Here is a 24,178-nt window from a genome sequence, read left to right on the forward strand (position 1 = left end):
CGCCACCGCGAACGACGCCTCCGACGACTCGGCCGCGTTCCGCACCGGGCTCAGTGCCGCGCGAGCGCAGGGCAAGGAACTGTGGGTGCCGCCGGGCCGGTTCGAGATCGGGTCGGCGCTGGGCATCGACCAGACCACGGTCCGCGGCGCGGGCGCGTGGCACACGATCCTCCATGGCAACAACGTGTTCAAGAACGACGGCCAGGTCGGCGGGAACATCCGGCTGTACGACTTCGCCGTGTTCGGTGACGTCACCGAACGGCGCGACGATCAGCCGGAGAACGCGTTCCACGGCGTGCTCGGCGCGGGCTCGGTCGTGTCCGGGCTGTGGATCCAGAACACCAAGTGCGGGCTGTGGCTGATGAACGGCGCCACGAGCAATCTGACCATCGAGAACAACCGGATACTCGACACGATGGCGGACGGCGTCAACTTCGACAGCAACGTCACCAATTCGACCATCCGCAACAACTACCTGCGCAATACCGGCGACGACGGGCTCGCGCTGTGGTCCAACGGGATCGCCGACGCCGGGAACTCGATCGTCGGCAACACCGTGGTCCAGCCGAACCTGGCCAACGGCATCGCGCTGTACGGCGGGCGCGACAACTCGGTGCGCGGCAACCTGGTGCGCGACACCAACGCGCTCGGCGGCGGGATCACCGTGGCGAACCGGTTCCAGTCCGTTCCGCTGGCCGGGACGATCACGCTCGCCGACAACACGACCTTGCGCGCGGGCGCGCTCGACCCGAACTGGCAGTTCGGCGTCGGCGCGGTGTGGTTCGACGCGCGCGAGCAGGCGATCACGGGCGTGCAGATCAACGTCACGAACCTGCGTGCGCTCGAAAGTCCTTACGAGGCCTTGCAGTTCATCGACGGCAACGGGCAGGGGAAGGTCATCCAGGGCGTCAATGTCAACGGGGTGACCGTGCAGGGCGCCGGGACTTTCGTGGTGCAGGCGCAGACGCAGGGCTCGGTGAGCATCAGCAATCTGAGCGCGTCCGGCGTCGGCGTGACAGGGACGTACAACTGTCCTTACCCGACGAACCTCAGCCCGATGTCGTTCAGCGGCTCGGGGAACTCCGGGTGGACCGGCACCTGGTCGGACTGCTCGACCTGGCCGCAGCCGAACACGGGCAACCCGCAGCCGACCGGCAACCTCGCGAAGGGGCGGCCCGCGTCCGCGAGCAGCTCCGTGGGTGGGTACCCGGCGAGCAACGCCGTCGACGGCAACGCGAACACGTACTGGGAGAGCGCCAACGGAGCATTCCCGCAGACGCTGACCGTGGACCTGGGCAACGCGACCTCGGTGAGCAAGGTGGTGCTGAAGCTGCCGCCGTCCTCGGCGTGGGGCACGCGCACGCAAACGCTTTCGGTGCTGGGATCCGTTGACGGCGGCGGATATTCGACGCTCGTCGGCTCGCGCGGGGTCACCTTCGACCCGGCTTCCGGCAACACGGCGACGCTGACGTTCGGCGCGACCACCCAGCGCTTCCTGAGGCTGAACATCACCGGCAACACGGGCTGGCCCGCAGGCCAAGCCGCCGAATTCGAGGTCTACGCCTAGAAAAGGTCGTGAGTGGTATGACCGGTTCTAACCGGCCATACCACTCACGACCCCTTACAGCGGGAACTGCCGGGCTTGGACTTCGCGGACGGTCTGATCGCGGGCGGTGTCCGAGGCGGTCAGCTCGGGTCCACAGTGGACGTCGGTGGCGGGCTGGACGCCGTCGACCAGGAACGCGGTCGCGATGCGCGAGACACAGGCGTTGGGCGTCAGCAGGTACGCGCCGTGTCCGCCCTGCTCTGCCGTGACCAGGCGGGCGCGGTCGCCCAGAGCGGCGCGCATCGCGCGGGCGCCCGCGATCGGCGTCGCCGGATCACGCGTGTTCTGGGTCAGCAGCACGTTCGACGGCCCGCGGTCCGTGATCCGCAGCGGCGGCTCGATCGGCTTGGACGGCCAGTAGACACACGGGAACACCGTCGACGGCCCGCCGTTGGTCAGCGGGTACCGCCACTTGTCGACGAGCACGTCCCGCTGATGCTGGGCGATGGAACGCGGCCACGCCGTGTCGCCGCAGACGACCGACCAGAACACTGCGTAGAACGACTGCGGATCACCGGCCGGTCCACCCGAGACGGTCACCTCCCCGCGCTTGAGCGCCCGCCACTGCTGGGCCATCGGCACGAAGTTCGCGTCGCTGTACAGCCCGGCGCGCGTCTGCTCACGGAAGTCGTTGCCGCCCTGCGGCGTCGCGTCGAGCTTCCCGACCAGCTCGAAGTACGTCGCACGCACCGCGGCGGCCGACGAGCCAAGCCCGTACTCCGCATCACGCGCGGCGGCCCAGGTCGCGAAATCGTCGAAGCGCGTCTCCGCGGCCGGGGCCCACTGCCGGAAGGCCGGGCGCCAGATCCCGTCGGGGTTGCTGATGCTGTCCAGCAGGATCCGGTCGGACTGCGCCGGGAACAGCGTCGTGTAGACCGCGCCGAGATACGAGCCGTACGACCCGCCCAGGTAGGAAATCTTGCGTTCGCCGAGCGCCAGCCGGATCCGGTCCATGTCCCGCGCGGTGTTGAGCGTCGTGAGATACGGCAGCACCGGGCCCGCGTGCTCTCCGCACTGCTGGGCCACCTGCTTGGCGTAGGCGACGTTCGCGGAGATGTCCCCGTCCGGAGCCGGATACGGGATCGTCTTGCCGGGACGCAGCTGGTCGGGCGTCAGCGCGCAGGTGATGCGCGAGCTGCTTCCGGCGCCGCGCGGGTCGAAGCCGATCAGGTCGTACGCGGCGGTCACACTCGGCGGCGCGAGCTGGGCGATCATCAGCGGCATGTCCAGCCCGGAACCGCCCGGCCCGCCGGGGTTGAGCAGCAGCACGCCGCGGCGCGCGCCCGGATTACCGCTCTTCAGCCTGGAGATCGCCACTTCGAGCGTGGGGCCGCCGGGCTTGCGGTAGTCCAGCGGGACCTTGAGCGTCGCGCATTCCAGCGACCCGCAAGGTTTCCAGTCCAGTGACGGGGTTTCGGCGTGGGCAGTGACCGGTGTCAGTAGCGCGACGGTGGTCAGCGCGGACACCAGTCCTGCGATCAAGCGGTTACGCATGGGATATGCCTACACGAGTCGTGGGTGGTTATGAACGGACAGACCTGGACATAACCACCCACGACCGCTTTTACAGCGGGAACTGCTTGTTCTGGATGTCCCGCACGACCTTCTCCCGCGCCGGGTCGGCGGCGGACTTGGTCAGCTGCGTACCGCAGCGGATGTCGCGCACCGGGAACGTCCCGTTGACCAGGAACGTCGTCGTCGCGTTGGTCAGGCAGGCGTTCTCCTGGAACAGGTACGCGCCGTGGCCGCCGGCGTCGGCCGTGACCAGCCGAGCCCGGTCGCCCAGCGCCGCGCGCATGGCCTTCGCGCCGACCAGCGGCGTGGCCGGGTCACGCAGGTTCTGCGTCAGCAGCACGTTCGACGGCCCGCGGTCACCGATCCGCAGTGCCGGCTCGATCGGCTTGGCAGGCCAGAACGTGCACGGCCAGACGTTGGACGGCATGCCGGCGGTGATCGGGTAACGCTGCTTGTCCGCGAGCACGTCACGCTGGTACCGCGGGACCGCACCCGGCCATGCGGCGTCACCGCAGGCGACTCCCCACAACGTGGCGAGCGAGGACTGGCCCTCGTCACCGGGGTCGCCCGGCTGCGGCGGCGCGACACCGCCCTTGAGCGCCTGGAGCTGCTTGGCCATGGTCGCGAAGCCGCGATCGTCGTACAGCGCGCCGCGCACCAGCGCACGGGCGGTGTTGCCGTCGAACCAGCCCAGCGGCGCCTTGTCCAGCTTGGCGGTGAGGTCCAGGTACGTGGCACGGACCGCGGCCGGTGTAGCGCCGAGCCCGTAGCTCGGGTCACGCACGGCGGCCCACTTCGCGAAGTCCTCGAACCGCTCCTCGTTCGACGGACCCCAGTGCTGCCAGACCGTCCGCCACACGTCACGCGGGTCGACGACGCTGTCCAGCACGATCCGGTCGGACTGGGCCGGGAACAGGGTCGTGTACACCGCGCCCAGATAGCTTCCGTACGAATAGCCCAGGTACGAGATCTTCTTCTCGCCCAAGGCGGCGCGGATGCCGTCCATGTCACGCGCGGTGTTCTGCGAGGTGATGAACGGCAGCACGGCGCCGGACTTCTCGTGGCACTGCTTCGCCACCTGCTTGGCGTAGGCGACGTTCCCGGAGATGTCCCCGTCCGGCGCCGGGTACGGGATCACCTTGGTCGCGTCCGACAGCTGCGCCGGCGTCAGCGCGCACGAGACCGGCGAGCTCTTGCCGGTGCCGCGCGGGTCGAAGCCGATGAGGTCGTAAGCGTCGGTCAGGCTGGTCGGCGCGAGCTGCGCGATCGCCAGCGGCAGGTCGAGGCCGGGACCGCCGGGCCCGCCAGGGTTGAGCAGCAGCACGCCGCGGCGCGCCTTCGGGTTGGTGCTCTTCAGCCGGGAGACGGCCACGTCAAGCTTGGCGCCGCCGGGATTCCGGTAGTCGAGCGGGACGGTGAGCGTGGCGCATTCCAGCGGCAGTCCCTGGCACGGCTGCCAGTTCAGTGCCGGGGCGGCGTTCGCGGTGGTCGCCCCGAGTACCGAGCTGAAGGTGAGCGCGCAAATTCCCAATGCCATAAGGCGTTTTCGCATGAATTTCTCCCCTGTCGAGATATTCCCTTCCTATCGGGCTTCGCCGGGGCCGCGCCACGAAGTCACTCAGCTGCGCTAAGGGGCTCCCTTAGAACCTGAGACCTAGTTCTTAAGGACTAACCGCAGACACGCGCAAGTACGCGCTCGATTCTTGCGCAAGTTTGCCGCATAATTACGGTCATGACGCGTCGACTTGCCGAAGTGGCCCGCAAGGTCGGGGTCAGCGAGGCCACTGTCAGCCGGGTGCTCAACGGCCGATCCGGGGTCTCCGACAGCACCCGCACCGCCGTTCTCACCGCGCTGGACGTGATGGGCTACGAACGGCCGACCCAGCTGCGCGGCGAGCGCGCGCGGCTGGTCGGGCTCGTGCTGCCCGAACTCCAGAACCCTATCTTCCCCGCGTTCGCCGAGATCATGGGCAACGCGCTCGCCCAGCAGGGCTTCACCCCGGTGCTGTGCACCCGCACGGCGGGCGGGGTGTCCGAGGCCGAGTACGTCGAGATGCTGCTGGACCAGCACGTGTCCGGTGTGGTCTTCGCCGGTGGGCTGTTCGCGCAGGCCGACGCGGTGCACACGCACTATCACCGCCTCGTCGAGCGCAAGATCCCGACGGTGCTGATCAACGCGGCCGTCGAGCATCTCGGCCTGCCCCAGGTGTCGTGCGACGACGTGGTGGCGGTCGAGCAGGCGGTCGGGCACCTGACCTCCCTCGGCCACCAGAAGATCGGGCTGGTGCTCGGCCCGCCGGACCACATCCCGTCCCGGCGCAAGCTCGCGACGTTCAAGACCTGCGTCGCGAAGGCGGGGCTTTCGGACGAGTACGTCGAGCACGGCATGTTCTCCATCGAGGGCGGGCACGCCGCGACGGCGCGCTTGCTGCCGCGCGGGGTCACGGCCGTGCTGTGCGCCAGCGACCCGCTCGCGCTCGGCGCCGTCCGTGCCGCGCGACGGCAAGGACTTTCAGTGCCGGACGACGTCTCGGTAGTCGGTTACGACGATTCCGCGCTGATGAACTGCACCGACCCGCCGCTGACGACGACCCGCCAGCCGATCGAGGCGATGGGCCGCGCGGCCGTCGAACTACTGGTCAAGCAGACGAATGGCGGATCGGTCGCGGCCGAAGAGCTGCTCTTCGCGCCCGAGCTCGTCGTGCGGGGGTCGACTGCTCGCTGTCCATAACTTGCGAAATCTCGTCCAACTCTTGCGGTGTTCTGCTCGGACACTTTAGGGTGATTGCCATCACTCTGTACCGCGAGAAGAGGCACCCATGCAGAGCCTTCGTATCCGCAGAACCCTGGTAGTGGCGGCTGTCGCGTGTCTCGCGACAGCCACCGCCTGCTCGTCCGGCACCGAGCAGAAAGCCGCCGGGGGCAAGGTCAAAGTCACCATCACCGGGCAGCCGCCGCAGACGCAAGCCTTTGAGCGGCAAGTGTTCGACAAGGATGTGGCCGAGTTCGAGGCGTCGCACCCCGACATAGATCTCGAGCCGCACGAAGGGTTCATGGACCCGAAGACGTTCTCGGCGAAGCTGGCCGGCGGGCAGCTCGAGGACGTGTACTACGTCTACTTCACCGACCCCGCGCAGATCATCGCGCGTCGGCAGGCCGCGGACATCACGGAAGTGGCGAAGACCCTCCCGCACATCAACGATATCCAGCCGCAATTGCTGGACAACTTCCGTGACGCGAACGGCAAGCTCTACGGCCTCCCGACGGCCAACTACTCGATGGGCCTGATCTACAGCCGCCCGTTGTTCACCAAGGCCGGGCTCGACCCGGACAACCCGCCGAAGACCTGGGAAGAGGTCCGCGCGGCCGCGAAGAAGATCGCCGGACTCGGCAACGGCACCGTCGGATACGCCGACTACAGCAAGAACAACCAGGGCGGCTGGCACCTGACCAGCTGGCTCTACTCGCTCGGCGGCCAGATCGCGCGCAAGGACGGCGACGCGTGGAAGGCCGACTTCAACAACGACAAGGGCAAGGCCGCGCTGAACTACCTGCGCCAGATGCGCTGGGAGGACGACTCCATGGGCAGCAAGCAGCTGCTCGAGGCGCAGGACGTGCAGCGCATGATGGGCGCGGGCCAGCTCGGCATGTACATGGCCGCCCCCGACAACGTCCCGGTGCTGGTCAAGCAGTTCAACGGCAAATACGAGGACTACGGCCTCGCCGGGATCCCCGGAGGCCAGGGCACGCTCCTCGGCGGCGAGGGGTACATGGTCAACCCGAAGGCGTCGCCCGAGAAGATCAAGGCTGGGCTCACCTGGATCCAGTGGAAGTTCCTCAACCCGGACCGCTTCGACCCGTACGTGAAGACCTTCGCCGACGGCAAGCAGCCGGTCGGCCTGCCCGCGCCGCCCACCCCGGACATCTGGCAGGGCGCGGTGCGTGAGCAGCAGGAACAGGTCAAGCTCAAGTACCAGAACGTGCCCGCGGCGAACTACAAGTCCTATATGGACACCGCGACCAAGATCAAGGGCAGCATCGAGCCGCCCAACGCGCAGCAGATCTACGCCGCGCTGGACAGTGTCATGCAGGCGGTGCTGACCGACAAGGACGCCAACATCGATCAGCTGCTCGCTTCGGCCGAGTCCAAGGTCAACAGTGTCCTCGCCCAGGTCAAGTAGCGTCCTTGAGCGGCCCGCGGTTTCCCCGCGGGCCGCTCGCCCCTCCGCGAACCTGCGACTGCGGCGCAAGATCAAGGAGAACCTGACGGCGTACGGGTTGCTGTGCGCCGCGCTGGCATGCTTCGCCGTGTTCTCCTGGTACCCGATCGTGCGCGGGGTGCTGCTCAGCTTCCAGCAGGTCGACTTCGTCAACGCCCCGTCGTGGGTCGGTTTCGGGAACTTCTCGAAGCTGTTCGAGGATCCGCTGTTCGGTGTCGCCTGGCGCAACACGTTGCTGTTCACCGGGCTGGCGCTGGTGTTCGGGTTCTTCGTGCCGTTCCTGACGGCGGTGCTGCTCAACGAGCTCCGCCACGCGAAGGCGTACTTCCGGCTGATCGTCTACTTGCCGGTGATGCTGCCGCCGGTGGTCACCGCGCTGATGTGGAAGTGGTTCTACGACCCGGGTTCCGGTCTGTTCAACCAGGGACTGGACGCGGTCGGCCTGCCGACCTCGCAGTGGCTGGATTCCAGCACCACGGCCATGCTTTCGCTGGTCTTCGTGTCCACTTGGGCCAATATGGGCAGCACGACGCTGATCTACCTCGCGGCGCTGCAGACGATTCCCGGTGAGCTCTACGAAGCCGCCGAGCTCGACGGCGCGGGGATGTGGAAACGGCTGCGGCACGTCACGTTCCCGCAGACGCGGTTCGTGCTGCTGGTGCTGTTGCTGCTGCAGGTGGTCGCGACCATGCAGGTGTTCACCGAGCCGTACGTGATGACCGGCGGCGGGCCGGACGACTCGACCGTCACCGTGCTGCTCCTGCTGTACCGGTACGCGTTCGTGTACAACGACTTCGGCTCGGCCAGCGCGATGAGCGTGCTGCTGTTCGTGGCGCTCGGCGTGTTCTCCGCCGCGTACGTCCGGCTGACCAAGGAGGCCTCGTGAGGACTCTGATCTCGCCGTCGCAGATGCGCAGCCGCAGGGGCAAGACCATCTACTGGGTCGTGCTCGTGCTGACGCTGGTGCTGTTCACGATCGCGTTCCTGTTTCCCTTGTACTGGGCCGTGACCGGCGCGATGAAGTCGTCGGCCGAACTCGCGAAGGTGCCGCCGACGCTCGTGCCAGAGCAGTGGCATCCGGAGACCTATGTCCAGTCCTGGAAGGAAATGGACCTGGGCAAGTACTTCCTCAACACCATCGTGGTGGCGGGCGGCGCGTGGCTGGTGCAGCTCGCCGTCGACGTGCCTGCCGCGTACGCGCTCTCGAAGCTGCGGCCCAAGCTCGGCAACCTCGTGCTCGGCCTGATGCTGGCGACGCTGATGCTGCCCGCCGCCGCGCTGCTGGTGCCGACCTACGTGACCGTCGCGGACCTCGGGCTGCTCAACTCCCCCGCCGCGATCTGGCTGCCCGCGGCGGCGAACGCGTTCAACATCTATCTGCTCAAACGGTTTTTCGACCAGATACCGGACGAGATCGTCGAGGCGGCCACGATCGACGGCGCCGGCCCGGTGCGGATCATGGTCAGGATCGTGCTGCCGATGTCGCGCCCGATCCTCGCCGTGGTGTCGATCTTCGCGGTGGTCACCGCGTGGAAGGACTTCATCTGGCCGCTGCTGGTCTTCCCCGACAGCGGGAAGCAGACGTTGAGCGTGATGCTGCAGCGGGTGGCCATCGACATGCCGCTGAACCTGCTCGTCGCCGGGCTCGTGCTGGCCAGTGTGCCGATGGTCCTGCTGTTCCTGGCCTTCCAGCGCCACATTCTCGCCGGGCTCACCGCAGGCAGTCTCAAAGGATAGGAGGGGCAAGTGACCGACTCTTGGTGGCGTGGTTCCGCCATCTACCAGGTCTACATCCGCAGCTTCGCCGACGGGAACGGCGACGGCGTCGGCGATCTCGCCGGCGTGCGCTCGCGGCTGCCGTACCTGGCGGAGCTGGGCATAGACGCGATCTGGTTCACCCCGTGGTACCCGTCGCCGATGGACGACGGCGGCTACGACGTCGCCGACTTCCGCGACATCGAGCCCGCGTTCGGCACGCTCGCCGAGGCGGAGGCGCTGATCACCGAGGCGCACGCGCTGGGCCTGCGGGTGATCATCGACATCGTCCCGAATCACTGCTCGGACGAGCACCGCTGGTTCCAGGCCGCGCTGGCCGCGGGGCCGGGATCGCCTGAGCGGGAACGGTTCTGGTTCCGGCCGGGGCGTGGCCCCGATGGTTCCGAGCCACCGAACGACTGGCCGTCGCGGTTCGGCGGGTCGGCGTGGACGCGGGTGCCCGACGGGGAGTGGTACCTGCATCTCTACAGCTCGCGCCAGCCGGACTTCAACTGGGAGAACGCGGAGATCAGGGCGGAGTTCGAGGACATACTGCGATTCTGGTTCGACCGCGGCGTCGACGGCTTCCGCATCGACGTCGCCGACGGCCTGGTGAAGGATCCGTCGCTGCCCGATCTCGCCGCGGTGGCAGGGTTTTCGCCGTTCTCCGATCTCGACGGGCTGCACGACATCTACCGGTCGTGGCGCAAGATCGCGGACAGCTACGCGGGCGAGCGCGTGCTCGTCGCCGAGATGTGGCTGCCGGACATGGGCCGCGCCGCGCGGTACCTGCGGCGCGACGAACTGCATTCGGCGTTCAACTTCGACTTCCTGGTGTGCCCGTGGGACGCGTCGCGGTTCCGTGACGTCATCACGCGCACGCTGGCGGCGCATCAGGAGGTCGGCGCGCCCGCGGCGTGGGTGCTGTCGAACCACGACGTGACGAGACCGGTGACCCGGTACGGCCGGTCCGGCGACACCGGGTTCAGCTTCGCGGACCGGCTGCACGGGACGCCGGTCGACCTCGCCACGGGCACCCGGCGGGCCCGCGCGGCCGCGCTGCTGGCGATGGCGCTGCCTGGCGGGGTCTACGTCTACGAAGGCGAAGAGCTGGGGCTGTGGGAGATCGAGGACATCCCGGACGAGCTGCGGCAGGACCCGGTGTTCGCGCGGACCCAGGGCGCCGATCCCGGCCGTGACGGCTGCCGGGTGCCGATGCCGTGGTCCGGCTCGGAGCCGCCGTTCGGCTTCGGGGAGTCGTCGTGGCTGCCGCAGCCCGCGGAGTGGTCGCGTTACACGGTCGCCACCCAGTCAGCGGATCCCGAGTCGGTGCTTTCGCTGTACCGGGCGGCTTTGCGGCTGCGCGGGGCGGAACTGGGCGACGGCTCGATCGAGTGGCTGCCGTCGGGGCCGGAGGTGCTGGCGTTCCGGCGCTCGGCCGAGTTCTCGTGCGTGGTCAACCTTTCCGGCGCCCCCGTCGACATCACCGGCGAGGTCCTGCTGGCCAGCGGGCCCTTGGTGGATGGCCGCCTCCCCGCCGACACCGCCGTCTGGCTCCGCGGCTGACGGATAAAGCGGGCTTTATCCCGGACGCTTTTCCCGGGATAAAGCCCGCTTTATCCCAGTCTGGAGTAAAGCGGGCTTTATCCCGGTCTGGAGTAAAGCCCGCTTTATCCCGTTTCAGACCTGGGGCTTGAGGATGTCCACGCCGCGCTTGTTGTCGGCGACGTACACGTACCCGCGGTGGAAGTACGGCGCCCACGCCGCGGCGTCCGCTGGCCGGAAGTACGCGATCTGCGTCGGGTTCGTCGGGTCGCTGACGTCGAGGAACCGCGTGCCCTGCTCGTAGAACGACTGCACGAGCACGTTCCCGCGCAGGTCGAAGTAGTGCGCCGAGCAGTCGGCCGAGGTCGGGTCACTCCCCTCCTGGCCCGCAACGCTCCATGTGCCCACGCTCTTGAGCCGGAACGGCTTGTCCGGCGTCGAGCGCCAGCCCTCGCCGCCGTAAGACCCGTCGAGCGACGAGATCGTCAGCACGCCGTCACCGGCGCACCCGTCGACGAAGCTCTCCTCGGTCGCGTACAGCAGCTGACCGAAGCGTCCGCGCGGGCCGACCGGCCGCAGGCTGTTGTGCATGAACTTCGACGGCGCCGCCGTCTCGCTGATCCCACCGCCCGCATAGGGAATCGGCTTCAGCGCGGTCGCCCGGCGGACGCCGCCCGCGACCGGGTCGCGGTGCGTGCCGGTAGTCCAGTACCCGCGAACGCCACCGCGCCCGGACACCCACGCGATGCCCTCGGCGTCGACCTGGACGTCGTGCACGTAGTCGGTCTTGCCGTCGTTGCGAGCGAGTTCGATCGGGTTCGGGTTGACGACCGGCTTACGCGGGTTGCGCACGTCGGTGACCCAGATCGGGCGGCCGCCCCAGTCCGCGGGCATGTTGTCGGCCTTCGCCGGGCCGCCGGTCCACAGGTAGCGGCAGCCGTCGACGCAGCTCGTGGTGTGCCCGGCGGGCACCTTCACGTAGCTCAGGATCTCCGGCTTCTCCGGCCGTGACACGTCGACGACGTAAATGCCCGATTCGCCGGTATGCGTGGTGCCCCCGAACGCGCGCGGGTCGCGGGAGAGGAAGATGAGGTTGCGCTCGGGGTCGACCTCGGTGTCCTCGGTCTCCCACAGCCCGGGCAGGCTCAGCGTGCCGAGCAGCTTGGGCGCGGCGGGATTCGCCAGGTCGTAGGACTTCAGGCCGAACTCGCCGGAGACGACCATGACGTCCCGGCGCCCGATCGACAGGAAGTTCAGCGAGATCGCGCCCGCCGCGTCGGGCAGATTGCCGACGGCCTGGACGTTCTTGACCGCGCCGGGCGCGCCTTGCGCACGGGCGGACGGGGTTTGCGGCTTTTCGTCGCGATCGCAGGCCGCGGCGGGCAGGCCGGTGGCGACCAGCGTGACCGCGGTGGTGAGCAGGACCAGACCCGTACGGAACGCGCGCACGACAAACCTCCCAGGATGATCAATTCGACCCTAGGACGGACTTTCGCGGGAAACAACAGACGTTGGTCGGAACCCAACTGGTAGGAACAGCCCATGCGACTCGCCGCCCTGCTCGCCACCGCGCTCGTACTGACCGGTTGCTCCACCGCGACACCGCCGGAGCCCGGCGTGCCGACCGTGGGCGTCGGCGCGACGTCGAGCCTGCTGCCCGCCGAACTGCGCGACCAGACCGCACGGATGGTCGCGGCCGCACTGTGGACCCCGCTCGTCGGCTACGACCCAGCGACCGGCAAGACGACTCCTGCCGCCGCCGAGTCCGTGACCAGCGACGATCAGGTGACCTGGACGGTCAAGCTCCGGCCAGGCACGTTCCACGACGGCACCCCCGTCACCGCCCAGTCCTATCTGGACACCTGGCATGAGCTGAGGCTGTCGCAGGGCGTGTGGCCTGGAGCGTCCGTCATCTCCGAGATGCTGCCCGCCAAGGAGATCACCGCGACCGACCCGGCGACGATCAAGATCGTGCTGCATCACCCGTTCGGGCAAGTCCCGGCGCTACTCGCCTCACAGGCGTTGTATCCGCTGCCCGAAAGCGTCCTGAAGTCGAAGGACTGGGCGGGATTCGCGCTGAACCCGGTCGGCAACGGCCCGTTCAAGCTGGCGGCTCGCTGGAATCACGGCGGTGAGCTGGTGAAGGTGGCGGGCACCGGCAAGATCAAGCTCAAGGAGCTCGATCCGGAAACCCAGTACGACCAAGCCAAATCGGGCGCGATCGACCTGGCGACCACGGTGCCGGGCTCGCGGCACGACGCGATGCACGCCGGGCCGCATGCGATGTGGGCGCTGCCGGGAGCGACCTACCTGAAGTTCCCCGCGCAGGGCCGGTTCGCCGACGCCACGGTGCGGCACGCGTTCGCCATGGCCGTCGACCGGGACTCGCTGGAAGCCGGACCGCTGGACCACCAGGTGGATCCGGCGCGCTCGCTGCTGCCTCCCGCGGCCGCTCCCGGCGAACGCTCCGGGACCTGCCGCCCCTGCACCTACGATCCGGCCGCCGCCAAGAATCTGCTGAAGCAGTCGGGTTTCACCGGTGCGACCACCCTCGACGGGGGCGGGCACTGGGCGTCGATCCTGGCCACCCAGCTGCAAACCACACTGGGTGTCGGAGTGGGGGTGAAACCGGGTGACGGGCCGTCGGTGGTGACACTCGAGCTGCTCACGGTCAGTCCGCACGAGCCTCTCGCCGCGCTGGCGAAGGCCGCGGGCTACACCGACGCTGGGTTCGCGGAGCTGCTGGCCACGGCCGACGCGGCGCCGGCGGCCGAGAGCCAGCCGCTGTACCGGCTCGCCGAAAACCAGCTGCTGCGCGACCTTCCCGTCGCGCCGCTGTGGTCCGGGCACGGGCACGCGGTCTGGCCGCTCAAAGTGAGCGGCGTGAAAGCGAACCCGCTGACCGGAGTCGACCTGACCTCGTTCAGTCGTGGCTGAGCAGCTTCTTCACGTGCGCGGGTAGCACGCAGGCCTTCTCGCGCAGCACCTCGACGAAACCGGCGGTCACCGGGTCCGCGCCAGCGCGCGCATAGGCGGCGAGTTCGCGCCGGATCGGTTCCTTGGGCAGCAGGACGCGGCCGTCGAAGCGGGGCGGGATGACGTTGGCGGGCACCAGCGCTGGGCCGAGCCCGGCGGCGGCGAGGATCGGCGCGGTGGCGGACTGCTCGGTCCGGACCGCCGCGTTCGGGCGGAAACCGGCCGCGCCGCAGGCCTGGTCGACGATTTCGGCGAGGCCGTTGCCCGGCGCGTAGTGCACCCACGCGCAGTCGGCGAGTGTCGCGAGGTCGACCGTGCCGTCGTCGCCTTCGGTCGCGCCGTCGGCGGGCAGCACCACGACGAACTCCTCGATCCCGAGTGTCCACATCGGACCGTCCCAGGCCTGCGGCGGCGGGCCGACCGCGATGTCGGCCTCACCGGCGAGCATGGCGTCGCGCAGTTCGTCGGCGTGGCGGTACTCGAACAGGCGGATGTCGACGCCGGGCCGCTCGCGGCGCCACGCGCGCAGTGCGGGCGGCAGCACGCCGAGACTCACCGAATACACCGTGGCGATCTGCAGTTCGCCGTGTTCGAGGCCGGACGCCTGGCGCGCGGCGCAGCGGGCGCGTTCGGCGTCGGCGAGCGCGGCGCGGGCGTGCGGAAGCATGGCGCGGCCCATCGGGGTCAGCCGGATCGCGCGGGGCAGGCGTTCCAGCAGCGGGCCGCCGACGCTGCGTTCCAGTGCCCGCATCTGGTGCGAGAGCGCGGGCTGGGTCACGTGCAGCACCTCGGCCGCCTTGGTGAACGAGCCCTCGTCGACCACCGTGACCAGGTACTCCAGCTGCCGCAGGCTTGCCATGAACACAGCTTATGCCAACGGTGAAGAAGATGCCTTGGACTAATGTGTTTGGCCCGCCCAAGATCGTCGGTATGGGAACAGAACGCAAGGTCGCGCTGGTGGCGGGCGCGAACGGGGTCATCGGCCGCAACCTCATCGAGCACCTCGCCGGACTCGGCGACTGGGAAATCATCGGGCTCTCACGACGCGGCGGGGAGCCTTCGGAGCGGGTCCGGTACGTGGCCGTCGACCTGCTCGACGCCGGCGACACCGCTGCGAAGCTCGCGTCGCTGACCGAGGTCACGCATGTCTTCTACGCGGCTTATCAAGAACGCCCGAGCTGGGCGGAACTCGTCGCGCCGAACCTGGCGATGCTGACGAACGTGGTCGACGCGATCGAGCCGGTCGCGGCCGGGCTCGAACACGTCAGCCTGATGCAGGGGTACAAGGTCTACGGCGCGCACCTCGGCCCGTTCAAGACGCCGGCCCGCGAAGACGACGCCGGGCATATGCCGCCGGAGTTCAATGTGGACCAGCAGCGGTTCCTCGAGGCGCGGCAGGCGGGCAAGGCGTGGTCGTGGTCGGCCATCCGGCCGTCCGTGGTCGGCGGGGTCGCGCTCGGAAACCCGATGAACCTGGTGCTGTCGATCGCCGTGTACGCGTCGATCTGCGCCGAACTCGGGATCCCGATGCGGTTCCCCGGCAAGCCGGGCGCGTATGACGCGCTGCTGGAAATGACCGATGCGGGATTACTGGCCAAGGCGATCGTGTGGGCGGCGACCGAGCCGCGGTGCGCGAACCAGGCCTTCAACATCACTAACGGTGACCTGTTCCGATGGAGTGAGCTGTGGCCGAAGCTCGGCGCGCACTTCGGTCTCGAGGTCGCGCCGCCGCTGCCGATGTCATTGACGGATGCGATGGGGGACAAGGCGGCATTGTGGTCCGCTATGGCGCGGCGTTATGGCCTCGGCCATGACTACGACGAGGTCTCGGCCTGGGGATTCGCCGACTTCGTTTTCTCCTGGGACTACGACATGTTCGCCGACGGATCGAAGGCGCGGCGATTCGGTTTCCACGAATACGTCGACACCACGCAAATGTTCCATGATCTTTTCGATGACCTCCAGCGGTCGCGGATCATCCCATGACCGTTGCTTAGAATTTCCCGGGCATCGGGAATTCGACGAATTTTATGACGCCTTCTTATGAATGGAAGCCACGATTTCACGCTGCGTCATAGAAGTTTTTCCTTCCCCCGTTCAGCGGTGGCCCGGTTTGCGATTATTACGCTACGCTTTGGCACCGCCGTCGACCCCGCTTTGGACGCACGTCGGAAGGACCATCCATGATCAGCGCTATTTCTGCTGCCGCCATGGCGTTGTCTCTCATTTCCCCGGTATCCGCGGCCGCCGCGGATAGCACCCCACCCGACAGAATCACCGTGGACGTCGTGACCGTCAACGGCTCCGGTTGCAGACCAGGCACCGCCGCCGTCGCCGTTTCCCCCGACAACTCCGCGTTCACCGTCACCTACAGCGATTTCCTCGCCCAGGCGGGCCAGGGCACCGCCGCGACCGACTTCCGCAAGAACTGCCAGCTCGGGTTGCGTATCAACATCCCGCAAGGCTTCACCTACGGGATCGCGTCCGCCGACTACCGCGGATACGCCAACCTCAAGCGCAACGCGACCGGCGTGCAGAAGGCCAGCTACTACTTCCAAGGGCATTCCGCCACCGGCAGCCGCACCCACACCTTCTACGGCCCCTCGGACGACAACTGGCAGGCCACCGACACCACCGAGGTCTCTGAAATCGTTTACCAGCCCTGCGGTGAAAAGCGCATCTTCAATGTCAATGCCGAAGTTCGTGTAATAGCGAAAGCGGATGCGCCCACCAGCTTCATGACAATGGACTCCATCGATGGCGGCGTCAACACCATCTACCACTTCTCCTGGAAGACCTGTCCGTAAAGAAATATAACAGTCAAGATCCATACTCCATTTAGCGGTACGCGGGTGTAATAAATAAAGGTTACGGTTGATCACCGCCGTCGAATCACCGAATATTTCGTCGGAAAGGCGTCTCTATGATCAGCACGCTCTCCGCTGCCCTATTAGCATCGACAATCATCATTCCTCCCGGTGGCGCCCCCGGCACCACTCCGCCGCCGGATCACATCACCATCGAGATCGTGACGGTCAACGGTTCCGGATGCCCACTCGGAACCTCGGCCGTAGCGGTCTCGCCCGACAACAAGGCGTTCACTGTCACCTACAGCGACTTCCTGGCGCAGGCGGGCGCCGGGACCAAACCGACCGACATGCGGAAGAACTGCCAGCTCAATCTCAAGGTGAATGTGCCACAGGGCTTCACCTACGGGATCGCGTCGGCCGACTACCGCGGTTTCGCCAGCCTGATGAAGGGCGCGAAGGGAACGGAGAAGGCGAACTACTACTTCCAGGGAATGTCCCCGACGGCTTACACCAGCCACGTCTACAACGGACCACTGGCCGATGACTGGCAGGCCACCGACACCACCGAGGTCGCGGCGATCGTCTACTCACCCTGTGGCGAGCGGCGCAACTTCAACATCAACACCGAGCTGCGCGTGGACGTGGGCACCTCGGACCCCAAGAAGACGAGTTTCATGACCATGGACTCGACCGACGGCAACATCGCCACCACGTATCACTTCGCCTGGAAGACCTGCCCCGGCGTTTAGGGGGCGAGCACGTCGAGGGGTGGGGTTCCGTGTCCTAGACGGAACCCCACCCCTCGACTTCGTTCACGCTACCTGGGACGCGAGCCCGAGCTGGGTGAGAATTGTGGCCACGTCGTAGTAGACCCGTTCGCAGACGAGCCGGTCCTCCTCGAAAAGGAAGAAAGCGGTCATCCGGCACCGGAACTCCCGGCCCGTCGGCTCCTCGCCCATGAAGCTCCCCTTGTGCGTGCCCAGCAGGTCGAACTCGACGATCACGGCGTCGTCGGCATGCCGCAACGAGATCAGCTCGTTGCGCTGATCCGGGAACGCGCCGCGGGTCTTCTCGTAATAGGCGGAGACCTCCTCCGCGCCGTCGAAGACCTGCCCGGTCGGGATCAGCTCGTACCGCGGGTGCTCGAAGGTCCCGAGCGTGACGTCGAACGCGTGCACGTTCTCCGACTCCATGTGCTCCCGGACGATCGCTTCCCGGCGTTCCCTGCTCATTTCCGCACTCCTTCGTGACACGTACACCGTACGTACGACGGTGGCACGTACACTGTACGTAAGTCAAGGGAGGAAGTTCAGTGGCGCTCACCAGGGACCGCATCGTCGACGCGGCCATCAAGCTCATCGAGCGCGACGGCCTCGACGCCGTCTCCATGCGCAAACTCGCGGCCGAGCTCGACGCGGGCACGATGTCCCTCTACAACCACATCCCGAACAAGGCCGCGCTCCTCGACGCGGTCAGCGAGCGCGTCTTCGCCGAGCTCGACACCCCGGCCTCCTCCGGCGATTGGCGCGACCAGCTCCGCACCCAGGCCCACGCGCTGCGCGACCTCTCCCGCCGCTACCCCCACGCCTTCGTCCTGCTGGCATTGCGGCGCCTGGGCACCGAAAGCGGCCTGCGCCCGGTCGAACGCGCGCTGGCCACCCTCGCCGAGGCGGGCTACCACGGCGCCGACGCCGTCCACGCCCTGCGCGCGATCGTCGCCTACGTCACCGGCGCCCTCATGCGCGAAGCCGAGACCACCCCCGCGCTCGGCGGCGTCGCCATCTCCCCCTACGCCTCACCCATCGACGCCACCGAATACCCCCTGGTCGCCGCCGCCTCCCCCACCCTCGCCGCCTACGACCACGCCCACGAGTTCGACCACGGCCTCGACCTCCTCATCCGAGCCCTCGCCCACCCCTCGTGAAACCCCGAAAGTGGCTTTCGTCAGATGGCATCTGACGAAAGCCACTTTCGGGGTTTCAGCCGCGGCCGATGAAGGGCATGGTCGTCGCCGTGATCGTCAGGAACTGGACGTTCGCGTCCAGCGGCAGGCCCGCCATGTAGAGGACGGCGTCGGCGACGTGCCGGGCGTCGAAGGTGGGCTCGACCTTGAGGGTGCCGTCGGCCTGGGGCACGCCGTGGGACATCTTCTCGGTCATCTCCGTGGCCGCGTTGCCGATGTCGATCTGGCCGCACGCGATGCCGAACGGCCGCCCGTCCAGCGAGAGCGACTTGGTCAGGCCGGTGATCGCGTGCTTGGTCGCGGTGTACGCGATGCTGCCCGGCCGCGGGCTGGTCGCGGAGATCGAGCCGTTGTTGATGATCCGCCCGCCCTGCGGAGACTGCGCCCGCATCAGCCGGAACGCCTGCCGCGCGCACAGGAACGAGCCGGTCAGGTTCGTGTCGACCGTCCGCCGCCAGTCCTCGACCGGCAGCTCGTCCGGCATCCCCCAGACGGACAGGCCCGCGTTGTTGACCAGCAGGTCCAGCCGCCCCCACGTGGCACGCACGGTGTCGAACAGCGCCTCGACCGAAACCTCGTCGGTCACGTCGGTCGGCACGACGAGCGCGCCCTCGGAAGCCGTCTCGCGCAGCGCGTCCTCCCGGCGCCCGGCGAGCGCGACCTGGTAGCCGGCCTCGAGCAGTGCCCGTGAGATCCGCCTGCCGAGCCCCGAACCCGCGCCGGTCACGACCGCGGTGCGACCCTCCGTAGTCATACGTATCCTCTCCGTCTCGGTATGGCGAAGGTCTCGCCTCTCGCCATTGCGATCACCTTGCCCGCTTCTTCACTCTGGCGGTTATGGAGTTCTCTTTCGACCTGACCGCCGATGAGCTGCGGCGACGCGCCGAGGTGCTCAAAGCGCTGGGCCCAGACTGGGACCCGGTGACGGCGTTGCGCGAGGAAGAGGCGGCCTACGCGTTGCTGTTCTCCGGCCTCGACGCCGAGCAGCAAGCCATTTACGACGACCTGGTCGAGGCAGGCGTGCTCCCGAGGAGGGAGGACCGCGATGCCGCTTGACCCCACCGCGGACCCCGGCCGCCGCGCCTGGCTCCCCTGCCCGAACTGCGCGCACGGCACCGACTGCCATGAGGGCAACTGCACCGAGCACTGGCAGTTCCTGCTGGCGAACCGCGCGACCGTGCTGCACCTGCAGTGCCCGAGCTGCACCCACTTGTGGAGCCACGACACCCGGAAATCCGCATAATGTCGCAGCATGGGACTTCTTGACGGCTTCAAGGCGGGCGTGGCGAAGCAACTCGGCCATCCCAGCGGCTTACCCGGCAAGATCGTCGGCGCGCTGCTCAACCGCGGCAACGCCAAGCCGGTCACCGGCGCGGTCGACGCGCTCCGGCTCACCGGCGGTGAGACCGTGGCCGATTTCGGCTTCGGCGGCGGCTTCGGCCTCAAGCTGCTGCTCGCGAAGGTCGGTCCACAAGGGACGGTGCACGGCGCCGACATCTCCGAGACGATGCTCGACAGCGCACGCGCCAGGCATCGCGGCGACACCCGGCTGAAGCTGCATTCCGCTTCACTGACCGAACTTCCGCTGCCCGACGCGTCACTCGACGGCGCGATCACCTGCAACACCATCTATTTCATCGAAGACGTCTCGTCGGCGTTCCGTGAACTCGCGCGGGTGCTCAAGGACGGCGGCAAGATCGTCGTCGGCATCGGCGACCCGGAGGGCATGCGCAAGCAGGGTTTCACCGAGCAAGGGTTCCGGATCCGCGAGACCGACGAGGTCATCGGGCTGCTCGCCGAAGCCGGCCTGGTACTCGACGAGCGCGTCCGGGTCCCGACCGGGCGGTTCCCGTTCCATCTCTTGGCCTGCGTCAAAAAGCACTGAAGGCCGCCACCTCGCGGTGACGGCCTTCAGTAACCCCTCGTGCGTCAGTTGACCGCGGGCACGCCCAGTGCGGCGAGCGCCGGTCCGGCCATGATCACGCCGTTGCCGGTCACCGAGTCGACACCCGGTGCGCCGATGTCGATCGCGCTGGCGATCAGCGCGGAGCGGATCTGCGCCGGGGTCGCCGTCGGCTTGCCCGACAGCAGCAGTGCCGCGATGGCCGCCGCGTGCGGGGCCGCCGCCGAGGTGCCGAAGAACGGCTGGAACCCGGTCACCGTGGTGGCCGTGCCGTCGGCCGCGGTGATGTCGGGCTTCTGCCGGACCGCCCCGCCGGTGGCGGAGAAGTTGCCGGGCGTGATCGCCGCACCGGCCGCCGTGTAGAACTGGCGGCGCAGGCCGTCGGACGAGAACCGCTCGGTCTTGCTGGCCGCGGTGAACAGGCCGGGGTACGGACCGGCCGGGTTCGCCGGGTCACCGGTCTCCAGCGGGCGGCCGAACGCGGTGGCCGCCGGGGCCGCCGCGACGCTGAACGCGTTGGCCGCCGACGAGTGACCCGAGGTCACGCCGTTGGTGCTGAAGCCTTTCAGCGTGCCGGAGTCGACAAAACGACCGCGGATCACGTTGAGCGCGAGGAACCGGTCGGCGCCGCTGTACTTGACGACCGCGACCCGGTAGCCGGAGCCGGTGCTCGGCACGCTCGCGATCTCGTACGGGTTCTGGCTGCCGTTCTGAGTGTCCTCACTGGACGCCACGACGTTGCCGGACGAGTTCAGGATGAACAGGTCGTAGTCGTTGGCCGACTTGCCCCACGGGTCGGACCAGAACAGCGTCACCGGCTTCTTGAGCGAACCGGCCGACAGCGGGTTGTAGATCTGGGTGGCCGAGCCGGGGTCGAAGTCGTGCGCGATACCGGACTTGCCGCTGATCTTCTTGCCGGAGCTGACGAAGTCGCCTTCCCAGTATCCGCTGGTGCCGTCGGTCTTGTTGCCCGAGTTGCCGGCGGAGGAGAAGTAGAGCACGCCAGCGGCGGTGACGTCGTTGACCGCCTGCGCGACCGGGCCGTCCTGGAACGGCGACTCGTCGAAGTAGGCGACGTCGTCGACGATCACGTTGCACTTGCCGGTGGTGCGCAGCGCGCGGATGTTGGCCGCGAAGCTGGCCTCGCTGGTGAACGCGGTCGCGTAGCCGAGCGTCGCGTCGGGCGCCAGGTCGTGGACCAGCTCCAGCATCGCGGTGCCCTCGTCACCGCTGCCCGCCTGGCCGGGGAGCACGTCCACGGCGGGGAGTTCGCCGGCGTCCTGGGACTTCTTGAGCGAGTCGATGCCGTCGGAGAGCACGCAGACCTTGATGCCCTTGCCGCTCACACCGTACTTGGTGCGCGCGGTGTCGGCGCCGTGCGCCTTGTCCCCTTCGGACACGGTCGCGGCGGCGATGGCCTGCTTGGCGGCCTGCTGACGGCGGTCCTGCGGGGCGGATTCGGTCCAGGTGATGGCCTGCGCGGCAGGCTTCACCGAGGCGACCTGCGCGCGGTCGGCGATCTTGTCGACGGCGGCGAGCGGCAGCTCGGCGCGGATCGAGTCGGCCTGCGCGTCCTTCACCGTGCCACCGGCCGCGGTGACGGCGCTGAGCAGCGCACCATCCACAGTGGCCTTGATGTCGACGGAGACCTTGTCGCCGCTGGTCTTGAGGTCGGTGCGGTAGTCCGGGAGCTTACGCGCGAGGTTCTGGTCCTGGCGCAGGCGCTTCTCGACGACGAGCGCGCTGGACTGCTTGCGTTCGGCGGCCGTGAGGGACTGCTTGATTCCTTGCAGCGCACCGATTCCGGCATCAGTGCGGGCTGCGTCTTGATCCGCGGCGGACGGTTGGGCCACGGAAACGCTGGCTGAAAGCAACAGCGCTCCGACCGCAACCGGAACCGAGTACAAGGCGACTCGGTTGAATCTGCGCATGAGCTACTCCATCACTCACTTGAGGGACCCCTGACAGGGTGTAGTGAGGGAAATGTAAGGAGCAGCCAGTGAGATGAACACCAACCAAAGTCTGGAAGATGATCCATGCCCAGATGCTGATATGCCGCCTCGAACGGGGCTGGTCTTTGTTAAATATTGGTGCTATTAGGAATCTGAGAAGGTTTCAGATACTCGTACGAGTGAGCCCGTCTGCGGTTGCGCTGAGCGATCTCGTCCTCGGCGGCCGCCAAGTCGCTGAGAAAACCCCGCTGCGCTACGGCAATCGGCGTACGACGGAAGTCGTCCTCGTAGTCGCCCAGCAGCGTGTGGTGCACCGAACCCAGGAATGTCATCACGCAGAATTGCTGGACCGCGACGTCAAGCGGCGGGAGATGGGCGAGCCAATCGGCTTCGGTATGGTCACGGCCGCGCGGCTCTTCGGCATAGCCCGCGAGCGGATTCGCGGGCAGAAAGGACATATGGTCCTTCTGCGCGAAATTGACGACCGCGTGCTGCGGGCCCGCGATCCAGATGACCATTGTCAATATTTCAACCAGATCCTGGCGATCGGCGATCTGGCCTGGCGTCGCCCCGAAGTCCGTGATGTGCCCGCCGGTCGGCGAGGCGGCCTCCGCGGCCCAGCCCTGGAGTTCATGGTCGGCGAGCACCTCGGCGTCGGACTTGTAGTACCCGGCGACGAACTCGCCGACCCAGCGCTGGATCGCGTTCCACACCAGCAAGCCGTCGTCGCGGTACGGGTGATGCGGCAGCGTCGCGAGACTGTCCACACCGGAACGCGCGAGCTTGTTCGGCAGGTAATTGCCCCGGAACGAGAACTCGAGCCGGTGCTTCGCGAGCCACGGGTAGGTGCTCTTGAGGTCGGAGCCGATCAGGTACTCGACGGCCTTGCCCGGCTGGATCAGCAGCTCGACGGCGAGCTTGTTGATCGACATCGTGCCCTCGAAATGCCGCTTGAGCAGGATCGAGACCGGGTGGTTCGCGGCGAGGTTGCGCACGGCCGCGAGCAGCACCGCCTCGCTGACCAGGTGCGTGAAGCCCAGATGGGTCAGCACTTCGTGGTAGGTGTTGTGCGCGGCGAGCACGCAGTTCTTGGCGAGCTTCCACGAGTAGCCGTCGAGCGGGGTGTAGATGTCGCGACCGGCCGGATCCTGTCCACATTGGATCGCGAACGGACGCAGTGCCCCGCCGGCACGGGGCACCGCGAACGCCACCATAGGCGCGTACATGTACTTCGGCGCCTGTGGATGCCTACCATTGTCCAAAGCGGACATGGCCTGATAATCCACCCAATAAACCCGTTTCGCCGCGATGGCGGCGGCCAGGTCCTCGCCCGCGAGCTCCGGCACGGCGGCGAGATGGTCGGAGGTGAGCGGAAACTTACCCGGCACCTCGTCGAGCCGGACGAGCCTCGTCGGGTCCGGCCCGGCGACGAAGTTCTCCGCGAAGTACTCGTCCGATTCGAACCAGCCGACCGCCTCCGGCGGCTTCAGCAGCGCGAAGACGTCCTGGAACTCCTTGAGCGTCTTCGCCGGGTCGAGCCGCTTCGTGCCGCCAGGGACCGGCATGAAGTAGTCGACGAGCCCGGCGATGTCGTCCTGCTTGACCATTTCGGCCAGCCGCAACGGCGCGAGCGGCTGGAGGTCGTTGACGAAGTTCCACTGGCCACGGCGTTTGAGCACCCGCAGATTCAGCCGGACCTTTTCCTGCGTCTCCAGCGCCTTGAGCTGCCACGGGCGCTCCGGCGCGTCCTCCTCGCGCATGCCCGCGGCCACCGGGAACCCGAACTCCAGGTTGTAGGTGTACCCCGCGCGCACGGCCGCCAGCTGCTCGGCACGGTCGGCGCGCCCGTCGTGCTGGGAGATCAGGTACTCGGTCAAGGCTGCCTCCACCTCTAGTGGAACGGCAGCCTAATCGCAGATCTGCTACATGTCAC

Annotated in this window: 22 protein-coding genes; 14 read left to right on the forward strand and 8 right to left on the reverse strand. The window is 67.8% G+C overall.

What is annotated here, in order from left to right; translation table 11 throughout:
• The coding region (locus BLV57_RS29510) for a discoidin domain-containing protein (protein WP_143047177.1) at positions 1–1,567 on the forward strand (1,567 nt) is incomplete at its 5' end.
• Positions 1,568–1,621: 54 nt separating this feature from the next.
• On the opposite strand, the gene BLV57_RS29515 is transcribed toward BLV57_RS29510, so the two are convergent.
• Together BLV57_RS29515 and BLV57_RS29520 are read right to left on the reverse strand one after the other, a co-directional pair.
• Positions 1,622–3,100, reverse strand: coding sequence for an alpha/beta hydrolase (locus BLV57_RS29515; RefSeq protein WP_091294305.1), 1,479 nt, complete (start codon positions 3,098–3,100; stop codon positions 1,622–1,624).
• A gap of 70 nt (positions 3,101–3,170) precedes the next feature.
• Entirely contained in the window at positions 3,171–4,673 is a 1,503-nt protein-coding gene (locus BLV57_RS29520) for an alpha/beta hydrolase (protein WP_091294306.1), read from the reverse strand.
• Between the two features lie 180 nt (positions 4,674–4,853).
• Here BLV57_RS29520 and BLV57_RS29525 point away from each other — a divergent pair, with 180 nt between their 5' ends.
• From BLV57_RS29525 to BLV57_RS29545, 5 genes are all read left to right on the forward strand, one after another.
• Positions 4,854–5,852: a LacI family DNA-binding transcriptional regulator gene (locus tag BLV57_RS29525; RefSeq protein WP_091294308.1), complete on the forward strand. Its 999-nt coding sequence runs from the start codon at positions 4,854–4,856 to the stop codon at positions 5,850–5,852.
• An 88-nt stretch (positions 5,853–5,940) separates the two neighbouring features.
• A complete protein-coding gene (locus tag BLV57_RS29530) occupies positions 5,941–7,302 on the forward strand; it encodes an ABC transporter substrate-binding protein (protein ID WP_091294309.1) in 1,362 nt (453 codons plus the stop codon).
• Positions 7,280–8,227, forward strand: a complete 948-nt coding sequence (locus BLV57_RS29535; protein WP_091294311.1) for a carbohydrate ABC transporter permease — start codon at positions 7,280–7,282, stop codon at positions 8,225–8,227. The genes BLV57_RS29530 and BLV57_RS29535 overlap by 23 nt, the downstream gene beginning before the upstream one ends.
• Complete coding sequence (locus BLV57_RS29540; RefSeq protein ID WP_091294313.1) at positions 8,224–9,078, forward strand: carbohydrate ABC transporter permease; 855 nt, start codon at positions 8,224–8,226, stop codon at positions 9,076–9,078. Before BLV57_RS29535 ends, BLV57_RS29540 begins: the two co-directional genes overlap by 4 nt.
• Before the next feature lie 9 nt (positions 9,079–9,087).
• Entirely contained in the window at positions 9,088–10,662 is a 1,575-nt protein-coding gene (locus BLV57_RS29545; protein ID WP_091294315.1) for a glycoside hydrolase family 13 protein, read from the forward strand.
• Between the two features lie 114 nt (positions 10,663–10,776).
• Here the strand turns inward: BLV57_RS29545 and BLV57_RS29550 are convergent, their stop codons facing one another.
• Complete coding sequence (locus BLV57_RS29550) at positions 10,777–12,090, reverse strand: LVIVD repeat-containing protein (RefSeq protein ID WP_091294316.1); 1,314 nt, start codon at positions 12,088–12,090, stop codon at positions 10,777–10,779.
• A 93-nt stretch (positions 12,091–12,183) separates the two neighbouring features.
• Here BLV57_RS29550 and BLV57_RS29555 point away from each other — a divergent pair, with 93 nt between their 5' ends.
• Positions 12,184–13,578 carry a peptide ABC transporter substrate-binding protein gene (locus tag BLV57_RS29555; RefSeq protein ID WP_091294318.1) on the forward strand — a complete coding sequence of 465 codons (1,395 nt, stop codon included), beginning with the start codon at positions 12,184–12,186 and terminating at the stop codon, positions 13,576–13,578.
• Here the strand turns inward: BLV57_RS29555 and BLV57_RS29560 are convergent.
• The gene (locus BLV57_RS29560) at positions 13,565–14,476 is read right to left on the reverse strand and encodes a LysR family transcriptional regulator (protein WP_091295044.1); all 912 of its coding nucleotides are present in this window, start codon (positions 14,474–14,476) and stop codon (positions 13,565–13,567) included. The genes BLV57_RS29555 and BLV57_RS29560 overlap by 14 nt on opposite strands.
• Before the next feature lie 71 nt (positions 14,477–14,547).
• Between BLV57_RS29560 and BLV57_RS29565 the strand changes: the two genes are divergently transcribed.
• The 3 genes from BLV57_RS29565 (at position 14,548) to BLV57_RS29575 (ending at position 17,176) form a co-directional block, all read left to right on the forward strand.
• The gene (locus tag BLV57_RS29565; RefSeq protein ID WP_091294320.1) at positions 14,548–15,603 is read left to right on the forward strand and encodes an SDR family oxidoreductase; all 1,056 of its coding nucleotides are present in this window, start codon (positions 14,548–14,550) and stop codon (positions 15,601–15,603) included.
• 197 nt (positions 15,604–15,800) lie between these two features.
• Positions 15,801–16,424 (forward strand): DUF4360 domain-containing protein, encoded by a 624-nt coding sequence (locus tag BLV57_RS29570; RefSeq protein WP_091294322.1) that lies wholly within the window; start codon positions 15,801–15,803, stop codon positions 16,422–16,424.
• A 116-nt stretch (positions 16,425–16,540) separates the two neighbouring features.
• Complete coding sequence (locus tag BLV57_RS29575; protein WP_091294323.1) at positions 16,541–17,176, forward strand: DUF4360 domain-containing protein; 636 nt, start codon at positions 16,541–16,543, stop codon at positions 17,174–17,176.
• 63 nt (positions 17,177–17,239) lie between these two features.
• Here the strand turns inward: BLV57_RS29575 and BLV57_RS29580 are convergent, their stop codons facing one another.
• Entirely contained in the window at positions 17,240–17,659 is a 420-nt protein-coding gene (locus BLV57_RS29580; protein WP_091294325.1) for an ester cyclase, read from the reverse strand.
• A gap of 80 nt (positions 17,660–17,739) precedes the next feature.
• Between BLV57_RS29580 and BLV57_RS29585 the strand changes: the two genes are divergently transcribed.
• Positions 17,740–18,351 (forward strand): TetR/AcrR family transcriptional regulator C-terminal domain-containing protein, encoded by a 612-nt coding sequence (locus tag BLV57_RS29585; protein ID WP_091294327.1) that lies wholly within the window; start codon positions 17,740–17,742, stop codon positions 18,349–18,351.
• A gap of 55 nt (positions 18,352–18,406) precedes the next feature.
• Here the strand turns inward: BLV57_RS29585 and BLV57_RS29590 are convergent, their stop codons facing one another.
• Positions 18,407–19,144, reverse strand: a complete 738-nt coding sequence (locus BLV57_RS29590; RefSeq protein ID WP_091294329.1) for an SDR family oxidoreductase — start codon at positions 19,142–19,144, stop codon at positions 18,407–18,409.
• 83 nt (positions 19,145–19,227) lie between these two features.
• Between BLV57_RS29590 and BLV57_RS29595 the strand changes: the two genes are divergently transcribed.
• The 3 genes from BLV57_RS29595 to BLV57_RS29605 are packed head-to-tail and all read left to right on the forward strand — an operon-like array spanning position 19,228 to position 20,275.
• On the forward strand, positions 19,228–19,446 hold the full coding sequence (locus tag BLV57_RS29595) for a DUF6400 family protein (protein WP_091294331.1): 219 nt from the start codon (positions 19,228–19,230) through the stop codon (positions 19,444–19,446).
• On the forward strand, positions 19,436–19,633 hold the full coding sequence (locus tag BLV57_RS29600; protein ID WP_091294332.1) for a hypothetical protein: 198 nt from the start codon (positions 19,436–19,438) through the stop codon (positions 19,631–19,633). Before BLV57_RS29595 ends, BLV57_RS29600 begins: the two co-directional genes overlap by 11 nt.
• 9 nt (positions 19,634–19,642) lie before the next feature.
• Complete coding sequence (locus BLV57_RS29605; RefSeq protein ID WP_091294334.1) at positions 19,643–20,275, forward strand: class I SAM-dependent methyltransferase; 633 nt, start codon at positions 19,643–19,645, stop codon at positions 20,273–20,275.
• Between the two features lie 44 nt (positions 20,276–20,319).
• Here the strand turns inward: BLV57_RS29605 and BLV57_RS29610 are convergent, their stop codons facing one another.
• Positions 20,320–22,224 (reverse strand): S8 family serine peptidase, encoded by a 1,905-nt coding sequence (locus BLV57_RS29610; protein ID WP_091294335.1) that lies wholly within the window; start codon positions 22,222–22,224, stop codon positions 20,320–20,322.
• Positions 22,225–22,373: 149 nt separating this feature from the next.
• Positions 22,374–24,122 carry a lipoxygenase family protein gene (locus BLV57_RS29615; RefSeq protein WP_091294337.1) on the reverse strand — a complete coding sequence of 583 codons (1,749 nt, stop codon included), beginning with the start codon at positions 24,120–24,122 and terminating at the stop codon, positions 22,374–22,376.
• Positions 24,123–24,178 lie beyond the last annotated feature (56 nt).

Origin of the sequence: Amycolatopsis xylanica (genome assembly GCF_900107045.1) — a bacterium.
Taxonomy (GTDB): domain Bacteria; phylum Actinomycetota; class Actinomycetes; order Mycobacteriales; family Pseudonocardiaceae; genus Amycolatopsis; species Amycolatopsis xylanica.

Bases quoted from the DNA above. Each gene is read 5' to 3' on its own strand.
- BLV57_RS29600 (WP_091294332.1), top strand. From the start codon at position 19,436: ATGCCGCTTGACCCCACCGCGGACCCCGGCCGCCGCGCCTGGCTCCCC.
- BLV57_RS29515 (WP_091294305.1), bottom strand. From the start codon at position 3,100: ATGCGTAACCGCTTGATCGCAGGACTGGTGTCCGCGCTGACCACCGTC.
- BLV57_RS29610 (WP_091294335.1), bottom strand. From the start codon at position 22,224: ATGCGCAGATTCAACCGAGTCGCCTTGTACTCGGTTCCGGTTGCGGTC.
- BLV57_RS29595 (WP_091294331.1), top strand. From the start codon at position 19,228: ATGGAGTTCTCTTTCGACCTGACCGCCGATGAGCTGCGGCGACGCGCC.
- BLV57_RS29580 (WP_091294325.1), bottom strand. From the start codon at position 17,659: ATGAGCAGGGAACGCCGGGAAGCGATCGTCCGGGAGCACATGGAGTCG.
- BLV57_RS29560 (WP_091295044.1), bottom strand. From the start codon at position 14,476: ATGGCAAGCCTGCGGCAGCTGGAGTACCTGGTCACGGTGGTCGACGAG.
- BLV57_RS29605 (WP_091294334.1), top strand. From the start codon at position 19,643: ATGGGACTTCTTGACGGCTTCAAGGCGGGCGTGGCGAAGCAACTCGGC.
- BLV57_RS29530 (WP_091294309.1), top strand. From the start codon at position 5,941: ATGCAGAGCCTTCGTATCCGCAGAACCCTGGTAGTGGCGGCTGTCGCG.
- BLV57_RS29565 (WP_091294320.1), top strand. From the start codon at position 14,548: ATGGGAACAGAACGCAAGGTCGCGCTGGTGGCGGGCGCGAACGGGGTC.
- BLV57_RS29570 (WP_091294322.1), top strand. From the start codon at position 15,801: ATGATCAGCGCTATTTCTGCTGCCGCCATGGCGTTGTCTCTCATTTCC.
- BLV57_RS29590 (WP_091294329.1), bottom strand. From the start codon at position 19,144: ATGACTACGGAGGGTCGCACCGCGGTCGTGACCGGCGCGGGTTCGGGG.
- BLV57_RS29520 (WP_091294306.1), bottom strand. From the start codon at position 4,673: ATGCGAAAACGCCTTATGGCATTGGGAATTTGCGCGCTCACCTTCAGC.
- BLV57_RS29525 (WP_091294308.1), top strand. From the start codon at position 4,854: ATGACGCGTCGACTTGCCGAAGTGGCCCGCAAGGTCGGGGTCAGCGAG.
- BLV57_RS29575 (WP_091294323.1), top strand. From the start codon at position 16,541: ATGATCAGCACGCTCTCCGCTGCCCTATTAGCATCGACAATCATCATT.
- BLV57_RS29555 (WP_091294318.1), top strand. From the start codon at position 12,184: ATGCGACTCGCCGCCCTGCTCGCCACCGCGCTCGTACTGACCGGTTGC.